This is a genomic window from Anabaena sp. 54 (assembly GCF_017355725.1).
Classification (GTDB): Bacteria; Cyanobacteriota; Cyanobacteriia; order Cyanobacteriales; family Nostocaceae; genus Dolichospermum; species Dolichospermum heterosporum.
Window position 1 is genome coordinate 12,440 of sequence record NZ_JAAVWA010000046.1, and the last position, 15,557, is coordinate 27,996.

Below are 15,557 nucleotides of genomic sequence, written 5' to 3' on the forward strand. Positions count from 1 at the left end.
TATATTTATTCTGTCTTAACCCAACATCAAGATATCAATTATCTATCATTTTTGTTGGGTTGCGCTTCGCTTAACCCAACCTACTACTTAAATTATGACAACTATCGCAATTGATTTTGGTACAAGTAATACTGTAATTAGTATTTTAGAGGCTGATACTCAACTACCTAAAAGTTTACGTTTTCCTAATTTATCCCGTGTATTTGTGGGTGTCACTTCTCAAGGTGAAAGAGTAGAATATCCGGTTATTCCTAGTTTAATGTTTATTAAATTAGGTAATAATATTATATTAGGTGAAGGTGTTCGTAGTCAAAGATTAGGACTTTCTCAAAGTTATCCTCCTGAACGGTTATTTAAAAAGTTTAAACGTGATTTAGCTGGAGATTATCAACCACCAGCAATCCAAATTGATGGCATAAATTATAATTCTGTCTCTGTTTGTGAGTTATTTATCCAAACTATTTGGACAGAAATACAAAAGCAAAATATCCAACCTAGTCATTTAATTTTTACTGTTCCTGTGGGTGCATTTGAACGTTATTTAGATTGGTTTCGAGATTTAGGTCAAAAATTAAATGTTCCTCAAGTTTCCATTGTTGATGAATCTACAGCAGCGGCTTTAGGTTATGCTGTTAAAAGTCCCGGTAAATTGATTTTGGTAGTAGATTTTGGTGGGGGAACTCTCGATTTAAGTTTAGTTAAAACTGTGAATAATTCTGATGAAAATAATAGTTTACGGGCTGAGGTTTTAGCTAAGTCGGAAGCCTATGTAGGTGGTGAAGATATTGATGTTTGGATAGTTGATGATTATTTACGTTCTCAAAATCTAACACCAGAACAAGTAGGGAAAATTGGTTATCAGAATTTATTAGAAATTGCTGAAAGATTAAAAATTCAATTATCGAAAAATCCATCTGTAGCTGAAAGTTGGTTTGATGATGAATCTTTTATGTCTTATGAATTGAAAATCAATCGTGAAAAATTAGAGGAGATTTTAGAATATAGACAGTTTTTACAACAGTTACGAGATACCTTAGATGAGGTTTTAGCTTCTGCTTTACGAAAGGGTATTAGTAAAAATGATATTGAACAGGTTTTATTGGTGGGAGGAAGTTGTTTAATTCCCGCAGTTCAACAATTAATTATTTCCTACTTTGGTAAAGCTAAGGTAAAACTAAATAAACCTTTTGATGCTGTCTGTCATGGTGCATTAGCTATTACACAAATTACTGAAATAGATGATTTTTTGCGTCATAGTTACGCAATTAGATTATGGGAAAGTTATAGCAAAAGTTATATTTATCATCGCTTATTTACCAAAGATGAAAAATATCCTTGTCAACGTCAAGAATGGTTAAATCTGCAAGTTGCTAGTAATGGACAAAAAGAAATTCGTTTAGATATTGGTGAATTAGCTGATATGTCACTAACTGAAATTGCTTTTGATGCTTCGGGAAGAATGACTTCTAGCACTCTTCAACATCAAGAAAGTTACCGTTCCTTAGATAATCAAAATCAACAGGTTTGTGTGGCAAAACTTAACCCTCCAGGTGAAGCAGGAATGGATAGAATATCGGTGTTGTTCGAGGTTGATTCTCGACGGACTCTATTAGTAACTGTGAAGGATTTATTAACAGCAGAAGTCTTAGTTAGTAGGGGTGAAACTTATAAATTAGCATAAAACAATACCAGGGTTAGTATGTTGAAGAAGGAGTCAGGAGTCAGTAGCCAGGAGTCAGAATCAATCAGTCGAGGATTCAAACCTGCGACTGATTAAAGACCACCAAATCTACGATTTGGTGGGGGTCTTAAACCCAGTTATTCATCCGCCACTCGTTAAGTTGACACCTATGAAGCTTTTGCTTTACCCCTACGTTTAGAATCAAACAATCAAGCCGTTTTGAGTATAGTTCAATAAAATATCTGGCGTTGCTGATTAAGAGTATGATTTTATTATGCCTACGGCACGCTGCGCGAACACGCAGAGGCGCTCCAGTCGCAGAGAGTAAGAGTTTCATTTTTTTGATTTTTCAATTTCATACCTCAATTCAGCAACGCCAAATATTTCAAATTCCATGACTTTTGCCAATTACCCAATTACGTCGGAAAAACCGTGCTAGTGCTGATTCTTCCAAAGATAAATAAATCGGTCTACCATGAGGACAGGTGCGCGGGTTGCGGGTACGTTGCCAATTATCTAATAAGGTCTGCATTTCTGGTAAACTCATTTTTGTGCCATTGCGAATTGCACTCCGACAAGCAACAGCAACTTGAGCAGTTTGTAAATCCCCTCCCCAACTTAATTCTAAAATTGCTTCTGCACAATCTTCTCGTTGTTTTAACATCATAGGAATGTTACGCACTGCCCAAAGGTTATCACCAAATGGTTCTATATCTAAACCAATGCGTTGTAATTGGGAAACCTGGGCTTGTGATAATTGATAAATAATAATTGGGGTTTCTACAGCTACTAATTGCCAACTATCACATAATTGTTCATATAATACTCGTTCATGGGCTATATGTTGTTCTACTAACCACATTCCTCCAGAATGTTCAGCAACAATATAAGTATTACTCAGTTGGGCAATGGCTTTTAAATAGGTTTGATTTTCACTACTTTGGGATTTTTGAGAGTTGAAGTTATATTCACCTTTTGATTCTGCGACTTTCAATAAATTACTAACTCTGGTTGTGTGAATGGATTCTTTTATATTGGTTTCCGAAATCCGCAGAGATTTGTGAATAGCTTCAGTAATTTGTTCTTGCCAAAAAGTTAGTTCATTGAGATAAATTTCTGTTTTGGCTGGGTTACGATTCCAGTTAATTTGTTCTGGAGAAATAGTTAAGTGTAGAAAACAAACGGGATAGCGATCGCGTGGTAATGTCTTATGAAAGGCTGAAAATATTGTCTGTTCTAGTTCTGGCGTTTTAATCATTCTGCCATTAATTGCCACTTTTACCCAATCAGGACGATGACGATGGCATCTATCGGGTAATCCTATCACCAAATGCAAAGACGAATTTTCCAGATTTGGTATTTGTAAATTCACCTCATGTAAATCACCTTGTCGCACCTGGGGGAGAATTTGGGGAATTAGTTTTCCCACAGTTGGTGCGGGACAAATCGTAAACCATTCTTTGTCATTTTGCCAAATTTGATAATTAACATGAGGATGACACAAAGCTATCTGTTGAATGACATTTTGTACAGCCTTTAATTGCTGATTTGTCGCCGGTAAACCCTGACGACGAGCTTCATAACTAGCAAATAAATTATTAACTGTTACTACTGTACCCGGTGCGATCGCTACCACTTCTACTTGTGATACTTCTCCTTCATTATTATAAGCAACTCGCCAACCTTCACTTCCCCCCAAAGGACGACTTAAAACTTCTAAATCTGCCAAAGTCGTTAAACTATGTAGCGCCTCACCACGAAATCCCAAACTGCTGATTTTCCATAAATCTGCACTAGAATGAATCTTACTGGTACTGTGGGCAGTTGCGGCTTGTTGTAAATCATCCAAATTCATGCCACAACCATTATCAGCCACACGAACTCGCCACATTTGCGGCCATAAAGAAACGACAATGCGTGTTGCTCCAGCATCTAGGGAATTTTCCACCAACTCCCTGACAACAGCTACCCAAGAGTCAATTACTTCTCCTGCCGTAATTAGATATACAACCTCTGTTGGTAAAGCTTGAATTGTAGATGCCATTATCATTAAAAATTACTAATTAAAAATTAAAAATTGTCTTTACGGTTAGATAATTAGCTTACAATATTATGACTGCAAAATATTAATTTCTTAAATCTGCTGTCATTCTAAAGAAATACGAATTAAGAAGGGATATTTGGTAAATTTCTGATTAGATTAGAAGCAGAGAAAAGCTTATGAGTATTAATTTAGTTGCTGATGTTAACGACTTAAAGAACAGTCTTCTATGGGGTCAACCTGCTTTTACAATTATTGATGTGCGCGATCGCTCAACATACAATCATAGCCGCATCACAGGAGCGATTTCTATCCCCCTCAATGACTTAGAATCTCGCGCCCAAATATCCCTCTACAGAGAACGCCAAATCTATGTTTATGGCGAAAATGACAGCCAATCAGCCCAAGCTGTGAGAACCTTACAATTCCTCGGTTTTACCACAGTAGCTGAACTGGGCGGTGGCTTATCAGCCTGGAAATCTATCAACGGTGCTACAGAAGGGGTAGAGGGTTAAAGGAGTAGGGGGAGGTTGGGGGAGGTTGGGGAGGTTGGGGAGGTTGGGGAGGTTGGGGAGGTTGGGGAGGTAGGGGAGGTTGGGGAGGTTGGGGAGGTAGGGGAGGTAGAGGAGGTAGGGGAGGTTGGGGAGGTTGGGGATAAAAGAATCTTGCCTCCCCCGACTCCCCCAACTCCCCCAACTCCCCCGACTCCCCCAACTTACCTGTCACCTACCTCAACAACCCAGTTAACAAAGATGCTGGACGTTGACTATGAGGCCAAGCGAAAGCATGACGGAAAGCTGCCTCTTGACAAGCTTGTAACTGTTGAAAATTGATAATGTCGTAAGTCAAAAGATTTTCATATTCAAAGGGAAGACGCACATTATGTAAACCCGCATTATCCGTACAAATAGCGATATCCACCCCAGCTTCAAAACATCGGTCAAAAACCAACTTGAGTTGCCGAATATCCTGTAAAGTCCCTGTTTTTAAATAAGTTGTTGGACAAACCTCTAAACATTGTCCTCTTCTGGCAATTTCTGGCAGCAATTCAGGATACAAAAGCGGAACTTGGATTCCGTGACCAATTCGCATTAAATAGGGTAACAATTCTGGATAACAACCATCCTTAGTTTCATAAAGATGCCCTGTGGTGTTAATACCCAGTGAATGGGCATAATTATATAAACTAATCCATTCTTCCATGCGTTCATCATAATAGCGATCGCCACCAGCCACATCTATCGCACAAACATACTTTCTATTTTGCGCTGCCAAATCAATAATTGCCTTATTCACCTCAAAAGATAAACGGGAGTGCATACAAAGAATTTGACTAGTAACAATGGGATATTCGGGTACATAACTAGATTTACCCACAATATCCACAATTTCCGCCATTTTATCAATTCTTTCACCTTGACTCAAATGTTCAGGAGTTCGTAAATAGGGAGTATAGCGTAATTCCAAATAAGCCAAATTCTCAAAAATATAAGCACCGCGTAATAAGCGGTAAATAAAGTAAGGTAAAGTCTCCACCGTTTGCACACTTTCCACAAGAGTATGCAATTCTAGATATTCATCCAAAGTATTACGAGGACGAGTATAAAAATCTTCAAACTCTGCATATTCACCAAAGCGAGAAATCAACTCAGTATTATGACGCTGGAAATATCGCCATAGGACACGAGGGACAACGGAACCACCTAAATGCCGATGTAATTCTGCATATAAAGCCATAGTGGTATTTCACCAGAAAAATTTCATCAATCTTAACAAAAACCACTATAAAAAACTAGGACTTACGAATTGACAAAGTTTACCACTTGTCTATTCCCAATTGCTGATTTATAAAAAGAAATATCAAGCTTGTAGTTTAAATCAACATTTTTTCGCCAATTAGTGAGACAATGAATTCGTGAGGACAAGAACAGACATAACTACATTGTGAGAGGGGGAAATTGTATGAAACTTCAACTATTAGCCGCTATGGCCTTGATAACTCCCCTGTTTCTAGCTAGTTCAGTTCAAGCTGGAAGCCAAAAAGATTTACAGAAACTTTTGTCAACTAGAGAATGTATCCAGTGTAATCTATCAGGACTCAACCTCAGTGGCACTCATCTAATTGGTGCAGACTTGCGAGGCGCAAATCTTCAGGGTGCTAACCTTACAAATGCTAACTTAGAAGGTGCTGACTTGACCGGAGCAAACTTAGCAGGTGCTAACTTAACATCAGCCTTTGTTACCAACGTCAACTTGAAAAAAGCCAATTTAAACGGCGCAAATCTTACCCGCGCCACAGTCAATGATTCCAACGTCTATCAAGCATCAATGGATAATATTAACATTACTGATGCTGGCATATATAACACAGGGATTGGTATTGGTGGCGAAGATGGAGCTATGTTCCCTGATTGGGATTAATAACAAACCTGCCTGAAGCTGGGATAACTGAGAGATATAGACTGAAACTCTCTATAGAATCCCCGCGTCTTTAGACCGGGGAGTGTCAAACTAAAATAGTCGGTTTGAACCGACTTTAGCTTTTAGACAGGGAATTTATTCCCTGGCTGGTGGGCGTTAAAACTCTAGGCGGGCTATTCTCAAAAAAGAGGCTATAGATAATTAAATCGTCTATAACCTCAAATTAAGTCTGGGTATTCAACTAACTGATTAAGCAAACGCCGCTTTCTTTAAAACGTCTACCTTATCAGTGTTTTCCCAAGGTAAATCCAAATCAGTTCTTCCTAAATGACCATAAGCTGCAACGTCCTGATAAAAACGTCCGCCTCTTTCACTTGGTAAGTTACGTAAATTGAACACATGGATAATTCCCGCTGGACGGAGTTCAAAGTTTTCTTTGACTAAGTTCAACAGAATTTCATCATCCACTTTACCTGTACCGAAAGTATCAACAAAGATACTGACAGGACGCGCTACACCAATGGCGTAACTTAGCTGCACTTCACATTTTTCTGCTAACCCAGCCGCAACAATATTTTTTGCTGCATAACGAGCCGCATAAGCCGCAGAACGATCTACTTTCGTGGGGTCTTTACCGGAGAATGCACCACCACCATGTCGAGAATAACCACCGTAGGTATCAACAATGATTTTCCGTCCTGTTAAACCGGAATCTCCTTGGGGTCCACCAATGACAAACTTACCAGTGGGGTTAACTAAAAACTTGGTTTCCTCACTTGGTTTGATAGCAATATCACCAAATATAGGTTCTACTACTTCTGTCCACAGGTCAGCCTTAATCTTAGCCTGTACCCCAGCATCATCGGTAATATCCCCAATGGTAGCTGTATGTTGGGTAGAAATTAAGATGGTGTCAATGCCTACAGGTTTGCCATCTTCATAAACAATGGTAACTTGGGTTTTACCATCAGGACGCAGATAAGGGAGAATACCAGCTTTGCGAACTCCTGCCAATCTTCGGGCAATGCGGTGTGCTAAACTGATGGGTAAAGGCATCAGTTCTGGGGTTTCGTTACAAGCAAAACCAAACATGATCCCTTGATCACCAGCGCCGATTTTATCGAATAGTTCTTCACTATCCTCGGTTCTGGCTTCTTTAGCAGTATTTACACCTTGAGCAATATCCGCTGATTGTTCATCCAAGGCAATTAGAACACTAGCGCTATCCGCAGAAAAGCCGTTACCAGCGTCAGTATAGCCAATTTCCGCAATTTTTTTACGGGCAAGATTGACGTAATTAACATGAGCTTTAGTGGTAATTTCTCCAGTAATTAGCACCAAACCAGTATTAACTACAACTTCTGCTGCTACACGGCTATTAGGGTCTTCTGCTAATAGCGCGTCAATGATGGTATCCGAGATTTGATCACAAATTTTATCTGGATGACCTTCTGTAACTGACTCGGAAGTAAATAAATAGCGTCGAGACAAAGGAATTTCCTCCTGAAAGAATGTTTTCACTGATGAGATACATCAGTTACTAATTTCTGAAATCATAACAATATTTACAGTTTTTGGAATAAGTATCTTTTATCCCAGTGTCTAAAGGCTTGTGTGTATAACAAGAGGCACTCAGATCCCCGACTTCTTTGAGAAGTCGGGGATCTTGTTGTTGAAGTTCTAAGAGGATGTTTTAAAAGTTTTTAATGTGTAAACAGACCCCTCTCCAAACCTCTCCCCTACCAGGGGAGAGGCTTTAAAACCCCCATTCCCTTGTAGGGAAGGGGGGTTAGGTTTTTGGAGATTATGGGTTTCATATAATACTTTTCAAACAACCTCTAAATAGCCTGAGATTTGATCACCGTTACGGTTTTGGTAACTATAAAGGATACAATACTTCAAATACACGGTAGTGGTAACTATATCTTTATAAAACGACGGTGATGAAAAAAATTCTTATTTTAACCGCTAACCCCACCAACACAAAACCGTTGCGTTTAAGTGAGGAAGTCAGGGAAATTAAAAGTGCTTGGGAACGTTCCCAAAACCGTGAACAATTTACAATTATTGTAGAAGAGGCAGTCCGTCCTCAAGAACTTCGTCGTACCCTATTAGGTCATAAGCCAGATATTGTGCATTTCTCAGGACATGGTGGAGGAGAACAGGGTTTAGCTTTAATGGCAGATAATGGAGAAGCCTTTTTAGTCAAAGTTGCTCCTTTAGCCAAATTGTTTAAAGCATTACAAGAAATATTTTTTATTGATTGTGTTTTTCTCAATGCTTGTTATTCAGATGTACAAGCAGAAGGTATTTATCCTTATGTTAATTATGTCGTCGGGATGAATCAAAAAATTGGTGATGAAGCTGCTAAACAATTTGCGATTGGTTTTTACGATACTTTATTTGCAGGACAATTAATTAAAAGTGCTTTTGATTTAGGATGTAATGCTATTGAAATGGAAAATATTCCAGAGCATTTAACTCCGGTTTTGAGGACAAAAGATTCAACAACTAAAAAAGCTTTTATTCAGGGTGTACCTGAGTCGAAATCTGAACCTATTCAACCAAGAGATATTAATATTCCTTTTGAAAATTTAGATGGTCAAGTTCCTCTAAATTCCCCTTTCTATGTTGAACGTCCTCCCATTGAGGCTAACTGTTATACTGCTATTGTAAAACCTGGGGCATTAATTAGGATTAAAGCACCTCGACAAATGGGGAAAACTTCATTAATGAGTAGGATTTTACATCAAGGAGAAAAGCAAGGTTATCAAACAGGATTTATTAATTTATGGAGTCGAGAATTATTTAAAAATCTGGATAGTTTTTTAGAGTCTTTTTGTGCAAATGTCAGTTTAGAATTAGGGATTGAAGAAAAGATAGATCAATATTGGAAACCTCAGCGTTATAGCAGTCAAACTAATTGTACAAATTACTTCCAATCCTATCTTTTAAAAGAATTGAAACAGCCTGTAATTCTAGGATTAGATGAAGTAGATAGAATCTTTCAATATAGTGAAATTGCTGATGAATTTTTCACTATGTTACGTTCATGGCATGAAAAAGGCAAAAATAATGAAACTTGGCAAAAACTGAGATTAGTTATTTCCCATTCTCAAGAAGTTTATATTTCTTTGGATGTGAATAAATCTCCTTTTAATGTGGGTTTACCAATTGATTTAAATAAGTTTAGTTTAGCACAGGTTCAGGATTTAGTTAAACGACATGGATTGCAATGGTCAGATACAGAAATTAATCAATTAATGGGGATGATTGACGGTCATCCTTATTTGGTGAGAACAGCATTATATCATATTGCTACTAACGACTTAACTTTAAAGCAATTTTTAGCAATTGCTCCCACTGAAGAAGGATTATATGAAGACCATTTATATCGTCATCTTTTGATTTTAGAAGAAAATAAACAACTAAAATCAGCTATGTTAAAATTGGTTAATAGTGATGATGCTGTTACCTTAGAACCAATTTATGCTTTTAAATTAAAAAGCATGGGATTGGCAGAATCAAAAGGTAATAAGGTAATTCCCCTGTGTAATTTATATCGGCTTTATTTTAGCGATCGCTTGCAAGATTAATTGATGTCATTTAAAATAATGACAATTAACTAAATCTAACCAGAGTTATTTTGTTATAAACATAAACCGCCCTGAACTTTAGTTCTGGGCTAATAACTAAAGTCCGTTGAAACGGACTGTGAATTTTTCTTCAGTCGTCTTTAGACGACTTTTGCTATTAGACTCAGAATTCATTCTGAGGCGGGCTATGTAATTTGTATCGGCTTTATTTCTGCGATCGCTTGCAAGATTAATTGATGTCATTTAAAATAATGACAATTAACTAAATCTAACCAGAGTTATTTTGTTATAAACATAAACCGCCCTGAACTTTAGTTCTGGGCTAATAACTAAAGTCCGTTGAAACGGACTGTGAATTTTTCTTCAGTCGTCTTTAGACGACTTTTGCTATTAGACTCAGAATTCATTCTGAGGCGGGCTATGTAATTTGTATCGGCTTTATTTCTGCGATCGCTTGCAAGATTAGTTGATGTCATTTAAAATATAACAAAGTAGATCCTCGACTTCTGGCATTGGTTTATAATTGATTGACATCATCAAGGAAGAAGTCGGGGATTTTAACCCCCCTAATTTAAGATTATGACTAAAATTTTCACCGCTTATATTGAATATGATGCCGATACCAAATTATATGTAGGAATTATTCCCGCTATTCGAGGAGTTCATACTCAAGGATCGACTTTAGACGAATTACAACAGAATTTAAAAGAAGTCTTAGAATTATGTTTAGAAGAATCTCAAGAAGATTTAAGTCAATTACCTCAATTTATCGGTATTCAACAAATTAAATGGAAAACTTAACCTCAGTGAACTATGAATATCAAGTAGGTGGTTCGCTCCCAGCTTCTGCTCCTACTTATGTCACCAGAAAAGCCGATAATGAACTATATCAAGCTATAAAAAAGGGAGAATTTTGTTATGTTTTAAACTCCCGACAAATGGGTAAATCTTCTTTAAGAGTTCAGACAATGAAACGACTTAAAGAAGTAGATGGATTTGCTTGTGCTGCTATTGATTTAACTGATATTGGTTCAGCCAATATTACTCCTTTACAATGGTATGCAGGAATTATTAATGAATTAATTAATACCTTTGAATTAAATGAAAAATGTGATATAGACAGTTGGTGGGATAAATATGATCAAGAATCTTTATCTGCGGTGAATTTCTTTGGTAATTTTCTCCGAGATATTCTTTTAAAATATGTTGAATCAAATATTGTTATTTTTATAGATGAAATTGATAGTATCATCAGTTTAGATTTTAATGTTGATGATTTTTTCGCTTTAATTCGCTCTTTTTATAATCGTCGAGTTGATAATACTGAATATAATCGTCTGAGTTTTGTGTTATTAGGAGTAGCTACTCCCAGCGATTTAATTCAAGATAAAACGCGGACTCCTTTTAATATTGGCTATGGGGTGGAATTAACAGGTTTTACCTTTGCAGAATCTCAAGCATTAACAAAGGGATTAAGTGTTAAAACTAATCACCCAGAAAAGTTATTAGAATTAATTTTAAATTGGACTGGGGGACAACCTTTTTTAACTCAAAAAGTCTGTAATTTAGTTTTAAATTCTTCTGATTTATCTGAAAGAAATGAAGAAGAATGGTTAGAGAATTTAATTAGAACTAATATTATTGAAAATTGGCAAGCAAAAGATGAACCGGAACATTTACGCACCATTGAAAGACGGATTTTAATTGATGAACAAATGGTAGGTGAATTATTAGATATTTATCAAAATATTTATCAACAGGGAGAAATAGTTAGTCAGAATACTGGAGAGGAAGGAAAGTTACAGTTGTCGGGTTTGGTGGTGAAAAGAAATAATCACTTACAAATTTATAATCCCATTTATCGAGAGGTTTTTAATCAACAATGGATTGATAATCAATTAGCTGCTTTACGTCCCTATTCTGAGTCTTTCAATGATTGGGTAAAATCAGATTATTCGCATAAGCACCTGTTAAAAGGTAAGGTGTTAAAAGAAGCTACAGTTTGGGCAAAAGATAAAAGATTAAGCTCTTTAGATAAACAGTATTTAGATGATTCTCAAAAATTAGAATATAAAAAAAATATTAAGAATATATTTGTGGTTTTCGCAAGTGTTGCTACAGGGGTGGTAGTTGGACTTATCGGTGCATTTAGGTGGTATCAGTATAAATATGCTCTTTGTCCTATTGGAGAAAGAATAGAAGGGAGTGATAAATGTGTTAGAAATATTAAAACTAGTGGTGAACAATCGAAAATATTTATTGATGATATAAATTTCCATCTGGATAAGGGAAGCGAATATTTTAAAAAAGGAGATTATGAAAATGCAAAGAATTTTTTTTATTTAGCTAAAGAGGCTAATCGTAATGACCCAATTCCCCAAATATATTTGAATAATACTAAAGCCAGGTTAGCAAGTCAAGCAGGGAAAGGAAAACCTTTAAAACTAGCAGTTGTAGCCGGAATTGATTTTTACAAATTTACGGCCGAAGAAATTTTTATGGGTGTAGCTGATGCTCAAGATGAATTTAATAAAAGTGGAGGAAAAAATGGCAGATTGCTAGAGATAGTTATTGCAAATGATGGTAATGAACCAGAAATATCAAAAAAAGTAGCAGAAAAGTTAGTTAATGAGTCAGATATTTTAGGAATTATTGGACATCATTCAAGTGATAGTAGTGAGGTAGCAATACCTATTTACAGACGAAAAAGATTAGCAATAGTATCTCCTTCAAGTTCTAGCAGCAAATTGAAGGACGATGTATTTTTTCGAGTTATTCAAACTACAACAGAAGCAGCCAAACTTTATGCAAAGTATATCAAAAATACTTTACATTCAGATAGTATAGCAATTTTTTACGATCAGAAAAGTGTTTATGGTCAAAGTTTGCAAGAAGATTTTATAAAAGCTTTTGATGATTTAGGAGGAAAAGTTGATATTAATAATACTTCTGTTTTTGATCGGGAACAAACAAGTCCACCAAATGTTGATGCAGAAATTGATATAATGATATCAAACCAAATAAAAACAGTTTTTTTAATACCTGGTGTAAAAACAAATTCAATATTAAGAGCTCTTGCAAGAGCGAGTCAGAAAAAAACAAAAAAACTGAACATAGAAAACCTAAACATAATATTCCCTATGTCTGTTTTTGAAGAGCCAACTTTAGATATAGGAGGTGATGCTGTTGAGGGTGCAAGTTTGGCCACACCTTGTGTAAACAAAACATCTTTATATATGAAAGATGCAATAAAAAGATGGCAACAAAAAAATATTTATTGGCGTACCATGACTGGATATGATGCAACCCAAGCATTCATTGGAGCTATTAATAAATCATCGAATGAACCGACAAGATCAGAAATTCTCAAGAATTTGAAAACTCTGACACTCCCTGTTGAAAAAACCTCTGGCTATGGATTAAATTGGTCAAAGGAAAATGGCTATTTGTATCAATCTAATATTAATAGTTCATATTGTATGTATAAGATTGAAAATGGTCAATTTAAAGAAGTTTTGGTTAAGTAGTCTACCGGAAACTTATCCAATTTATTCCACATTAGCGACAATCATTGATTTTGTTGGGTTTCACTGCTTTATGGGTTGGTTCATAAGGCAATAATGAATGAATTATAACTTGCTTAGTTTCCTCTTCTCTTCTTTTGCGGAGTATTTCAAATAGAAAATCTTGATCTTCTTTTGATAAACTGGCCAGTGAATTAATAATTTCTTGCAATGTTATCATAAAATCTCTAACACTTTCATCATTGGCAAATTATAGCACAATCTCCCAGTCGAAAGCTTCCCGTTATTCAAAAAGCCTTTTTGCATTTCCGCCGCTTCTGGGTTAGAGTGAATATATCTAAGGATATAGAAACACCTGACGGCATTTATGACGAGTTAACTTAAATTCACGGTTATTGCAACGAGTGGTAATATGATAAGTGTACCCTGGTATTGAGTCGCGCTTTGGTCGTGGCATTAGATGTCATAATGAAATTTTACTCAATAGTTACATCATGCCAGCAAAAGATATATACCATAATGAAGTCAAAACGGCTTTAATAAAAGACGGTTGGACTATCACAGATGACCCTTACTTTATTAAATATGAAGATGCTGAACTTTACGCAGACCTAGCAGCAGAAAAACCTATAGCAGCAGAACGTCAGGGACAGAAAATTGTGGTAGAAATCAAGAGTTTTGTGGGTAAGTCGCAGATGTATGATTTTCATAATGCCTTGGGACAATACATAGTTTATCGGAAACTTATTCAACTTACTGCACCAGAATATAAACTTTATTTAGCTATTGATGATGTTGTGTATGAAAAGTTTTTTCAACGTAAGTCTGTACAAGCAGTCATCCAAGAAAATCAACTTTTATTAATAGTTGTGAATACAGAAAAGGAGGAAATTGAACAATGGATAAACTAGAACGATATCGTCATGCTATCAAAAAGATATTGACAGAATATTACGAAATGAGTAATCCTCAAAATGTTGAAAATGGCAAAATGGAGGCTAGTGAACGTTTAGCTTTTGATGAAAACAGAGATCAATATATTTGGTTTCGATTTGGCTGGGATGACAAAAAACAAATACAGCATATTATCATCTATCTTTGCATCAAAAACGGTAAAGTTTGGGTAGAAGAAGATGCAACTAATTTATGTGTTGTTGATGATTTGCTATCAACAGGAATACCTCAAAGCGATATTATTTTAGGTTTCCAGCATCCCAGTAAACGCAGTTTAACAGAATTTGCTACTGCTTGAATAGGTGACTATTCGTTATTCAAAAAGCCTTTTTGCATTTCCGCCGCTTTTGGGTTAGCGTAAATATATCTGAGTATAGAGAAACACCTGACGGCTTTTGTGACGAGTTAATTAAAATTCACGGTTGTTGCAACGAGTGGTAATATGATAACTGTATCCTAGTATTAAGTCGCGCTTTGGTCGTGGCATCAGATGACGGTTACATTGTAAAAGATAATTTACCTTTATGTCACAACTAACGCCGATTCAACTAGAAGACGGAACAATTATCTATATCGAAGCATCAGAAAATATTGCTGTATCTATTCCCCAACCTCCAAAAAACGAGAACCTAGATTTTCTAATTCCCACCCCTGAACAAGCAGACCGCAGTTTTGGCTTAGAAAAACTGAATGAAAAACTGAATATTAAAGAACAGGGAGACAAACTCCAAAAAACTATTCAATCCTATTCAAAACATATTATTCAATCCTTCAAAGATTTAGCTTTAGCCGAAGTTTCTGAAGTTACTTTAGAATTTGGCGTTAATGTGGGAGGAATGACAGGAATCCCTTATATTGTCACAGGAGAAACCAGCAGTAATATCAAAATTACCGTTAAATGTAAATTTAATCAGAAATAAATTTTGTCAGAATCAGGTGGTTATCGAGCGAAGTCGAGATAATGTCCACCGATTAAAGGATGCACAGGATGTTATTGTTGAATTAATCTAGGAATTTTCGGTATTCTAGTGTTTAGAGAATGTTGTTTATTTTAGGCATTTACAAAATATTCTTTTTCACTCATCATCATAATCCTTATAATCCTTAATTCTGTCACAATCAAATAATATTCAAATATACTGCAAACGGTTTATAGTTTAACCAAATATGAAACCCCTCTTGTAAACCTCTCCCCGCAACGGGGAGAGGCTTTGAGCCTATTCGTTGTATTATAAAAAAGTCCAAGTTCTAGCCGTTTTGAGTATAACAATCCTGTAAATCCTCAAATCCTGGAAATCCTGATTCAGACAAAATATTCACTTAATTCTGTCACAATCAAA

Annotated in this window: 15 protein-coding genes; 9 read left to right on the forward strand and 6 right to left on the reverse strand. The window is 36.1% G+C overall.

Going from position 1 to position 15,557, the window contains the following annotated elements; genetic code table 11:
* The first annotated feature begins 94 nt into the window (after positions 1-94).
* The gene (locus HEQ36_RS24300; protein WP_168635752.1) at positions 95-1,681 is read left to right on the forward strand and encodes an Hsp70 family protein; all 1,587 of its coding nucleotides are present in this window, start codon (positions 95-97) and stop codon (positions 1,679-1,681) included.
* Between the two features lie 385 nt (positions 1,682-2,066).
* Here the strand turns inward: HEQ36_RS24300 and mutL are convergent, their stop codons facing one another.
* A complete protein-coding gene (mutL, locus tag HEQ36_RS24305; RefSeq protein WP_168635753.1) occupies positions 2,067-3,725 on the reverse strand; it encodes a DNA mismatch repair endonuclease MutL in 1,659 nt (552 codons plus the stop codon).
* A 176-nt stretch (positions 3,726-3,901) separates the two neighbouring features.
* Here mutL and HEQ36_RS24310 point away from each other — a divergent pair, with 176 nt between their 5' ends.
* A complete protein-coding gene (locus HEQ36_RS24310; protein ID WP_053537898.1) occupies positions 3,902-4,237 on the forward strand; it encodes a rhodanese-like domain-containing protein in 336 nt (111 codons plus the stop codon).
* 211 nt (positions 4,238-4,448) lie between these two features.
* Here HEQ36_RS24310 and HEQ36_RS24315 read toward each other — a convergent pair whose 3' ends face one another.
* Complete coding sequence (locus tag HEQ36_RS24315; protein ID WP_168635754.1) at positions 4,449-5,459, reverse strand: adenosine deaminase; 1,011 nt, start codon at positions 5,457-5,459, stop codon at positions 4,449-4,451.
* A gap of 225 nt (positions 5,460-5,684) precedes the next feature.
* On the opposite strand from HEQ36_RS24315, the gene HEQ36_RS24320 reads away from it, so the two are divergent.
* Positions 5,685-6,143, forward strand: a complete 459-nt coding sequence (locus HEQ36_RS24320) for a pentapeptide repeat-containing protein (protein WP_168635755.1) — start codon at positions 5,685-5,687, stop codon at positions 6,141-6,143.
* A gap of 249 nt (positions 6,144-6,392) precedes the next feature.
* Here the strand turns inward: HEQ36_RS24320 and metK are convergent, their stop codons facing one another.
* Positions 6,393-7,634, reverse strand: a complete 1,242-nt coding sequence (gene metK, locus HEQ36_RS24325) for a methionine adenosyltransferase (protein WP_168636172.1) — start codon at positions 7,632-7,634, stop codon at positions 6,393-6,395.
* Between the two features lie 452 nt (positions 7,635-8,086).
* Between metK and HEQ36_RS24330 the strand changes: the two genes are divergently transcribed.
* Positions 8,087-9,739 carry an AAA-like domain-containing protein gene (locus HEQ36_RS24330; protein WP_168635756.1) on the forward strand — a complete coding sequence of 551 codons (1,653 nt, stop codon included), beginning with the start codon at positions 8,087-8,089 and terminating at the stop codon, positions 9,737-9,739.
* A 96-nt stretch (positions 9,740-9,835) separates the two neighbouring features.
* Here HEQ36_RS24330 and HEQ36_RS24335 read toward each other — a convergent pair whose 3' ends face one another.
* Together HEQ36_RS24335 and HEQ36_RS24340 are read right to left on the reverse strand one after the other, a co-directional pair.
* Positions 9,836-9,982, reverse strand: a complete 147-nt coding sequence (locus HEQ36_RS24335; RefSeq protein WP_199924367.1) for a hypothetical protein — start codon at positions 9,980-9,982, stop codon at positions 9,836-9,838.
* Positions 9,983-10,068: 86 nt separating this feature from the next.
* Positions 10,069-10,215, reverse strand: a complete 147-nt coding sequence (locus HEQ36_RS24340) for a hypothetical protein (RefSeq protein WP_168635757.1) — start codon at positions 10,213-10,215, stop codon at positions 10,069-10,071.
* A 103-nt stretch (positions 10,216-10,318) separates the two neighbouring features.
* On the opposite strand from HEQ36_RS24340, the gene HEQ36_RS24345 reads away from it, so the two are divergent.
* Together HEQ36_RS24345 and HEQ36_RS24350 are read left to right on the forward strand one after the other, a co-directional pair.
* The gene (locus HEQ36_RS24345; RefSeq protein WP_168635758.1) at positions 10,319-10,540 is read left to right on the forward strand and encodes a type II toxin-antitoxin system HicB family antitoxin; all 222 of its coding nucleotides are present in this window, start codon (positions 10,319-10,321) and stop codon (positions 10,538-10,540) included.
* Positions 10,528-13,266 carry an AAA-like domain-containing protein gene (locus HEQ36_RS24350; RefSeq protein WP_168635759.1) on the forward strand — a complete coding sequence of 913 codons (2,739 nt, stop codon included), beginning with the start codon at positions 10,528-10,530 and terminating at the stop codon, positions 13,264-13,266. Before HEQ36_RS24345 ends, HEQ36_RS24350 begins: the two co-directional genes overlap by 13 nt.
* Positions 13,267-13,297: 31 nt before the next feature.
* Here the strand turns inward: HEQ36_RS24350 and HEQ36_RS24355 are convergent, their stop codons facing one another.
* Complete coding sequence (locus HEQ36_RS24355) at positions 13,298-13,483, reverse strand: hypothetical protein (protein WP_168635760.1); 186 nt, start codon at positions 13,481-13,483, stop codon at positions 13,298-13,300.
* 274 nt (positions 13,484-13,757) lie between these two features.
* On the opposite strand from HEQ36_RS24355, the gene HEQ36_RS24360 reads away from it, so the two are divergent.
* The 3 genes from HEQ36_RS24360 to HEQ36_RS24370 all read left to right on the forward strand — a co-directional run bounded on the left by HEQ36_RS24360 (position 13,758) and on the right by HEQ36_RS24370 (position 15,137).
* Complete coding sequence (locus HEQ36_RS24360) at positions 13,758-14,174, forward strand: XisH family protein (RefSeq protein ID WP_053541168.1); 417 nt, start codon at positions 13,758-13,760, stop codon at positions 14,172-14,174.
* Positions 14,162-14,515 carry a XisI protein gene (locus tag HEQ36_RS24365; RefSeq protein WP_168635761.1) on the forward strand — a complete coding sequence of 118 codons (354 nt, stop codon included), beginning with the start codon at positions 14,162-14,164 and terminating at the stop codon, positions 14,513-14,515. Before HEQ36_RS24360 ends, HEQ36_RS24365 begins: the two co-directional genes overlap by 13 nt.
* A 226-nt stretch (positions 14,516-14,741) precedes the next feature.
* Positions 14,742-15,137, forward strand: coding sequence for a CU044_2847 family protein (locus tag HEQ36_RS24370; protein WP_053537891.1), 396 nt, complete (start codon positions 14,742-14,744; stop codon positions 15,135-15,137).
* The last annotated feature ends 420 nt before the right edge of the window (positions 15,138-15,557 follow it).

What these genes read in the sequence shown, in the direction of transcription:
- HEQ36_RS24370 (WP_053537891.1), top strand. Translation starts at nt 14,742, where the DNA reads ATGTCACAACTAACGCCGATTCAACTAGAAGACGGAACAATTATCTAT.
- HEQ36_RS24355 (WP_168635760.1), bottom strand. Translation starts at nt 13,483, where the DNA reads ATGATAACATTGCAAGAAATTATTAATTCACTGGCCAGTTTATCAAAA.
- HEQ36_RS24300 (WP_168635752.1), top strand. Translation starts at nt 95, where the DNA reads ATGACAACTATCGCAATTGATTTTGGTACAAGTAATACTGTAATTAGT.
- HEQ36_RS24315 (WP_168635754.1), bottom strand. Translation starts at nt 5,459, where the DNA reads ATGGCTTTATATGCAGAATTACATCGGCATTTAGGTGGTTCCGTTGTC.
- HEQ36_RS24365 (WP_168635761.1), top strand. Translation starts at nt 14,162, where the DNA reads ATGGATAAACTAGAACGATATCGTCATGCTATCAAAAAGATATTGACA.
- HEQ36_RS24310 (WP_053537898.1), top strand. Translation starts at nt 3,902, where the DNA reads ATGAGTATTAATTTAGTTGCTGATGTTAACGACTTAAAGAACAGTCTT.
- HEQ36_RS24360 (WP_053541168.1), top strand. Translation starts at nt 13,758, where the DNA reads ATGCCAGCAAAAGATATATACCATAATGAAGTCAAAACGGCTTTAATA.
- HEQ36_RS24330 (WP_168635756.1), top strand. Translation starts at nt 8,087, where the DNA reads ATGAAAAAAATTCTTATTTTAACCGCTAACCCCACCAACACAAAACCG.
- HEQ36_RS24350 (WP_168635759.1), top strand. Translation starts at nt 10,528, where the DNA reads ATGGAAAACTTAACCTCAGTGAACTATGAATATCAAGTAGGTGGTTCG.
- HEQ36_RS24335 (WP_199924367.1), bottom strand. Translation starts at nt 9,982, where the DNA reads ATGACATCAATTAATCTTGCAAGCGATCGCAGAAATAAAGCCGATACA.
- HEQ36_RS24320 (WP_168635755.1), top strand. Translation starts at nt 5,685, where the DNA reads ATGAAACTTCAACTATTAGCCGCTATGGCCTTGATAACTCCCCTGTTT.
- HEQ36_RS24345 (WP_168635758.1), top strand. Translation starts at nt 10,319, where the DNA reads ATGACTAAAATTTTCACCGCTTATATTGAATATGATGCCGATACCAAA.
- HEQ36_RS24340 (WP_168635757.1), bottom strand. Translation starts at nt 10,215, where the DNA reads ATGACATCAACTAATCTTGCAAGCGATCGCAGAAATAAAGCCGATACA.
- mutL (WP_168635753.1), bottom strand. Translation starts at nt 3,725, where the DNA reads ATGGCATCTACAATTCAAGCTTTACCAACAGAGGTTGTATATCTAATT.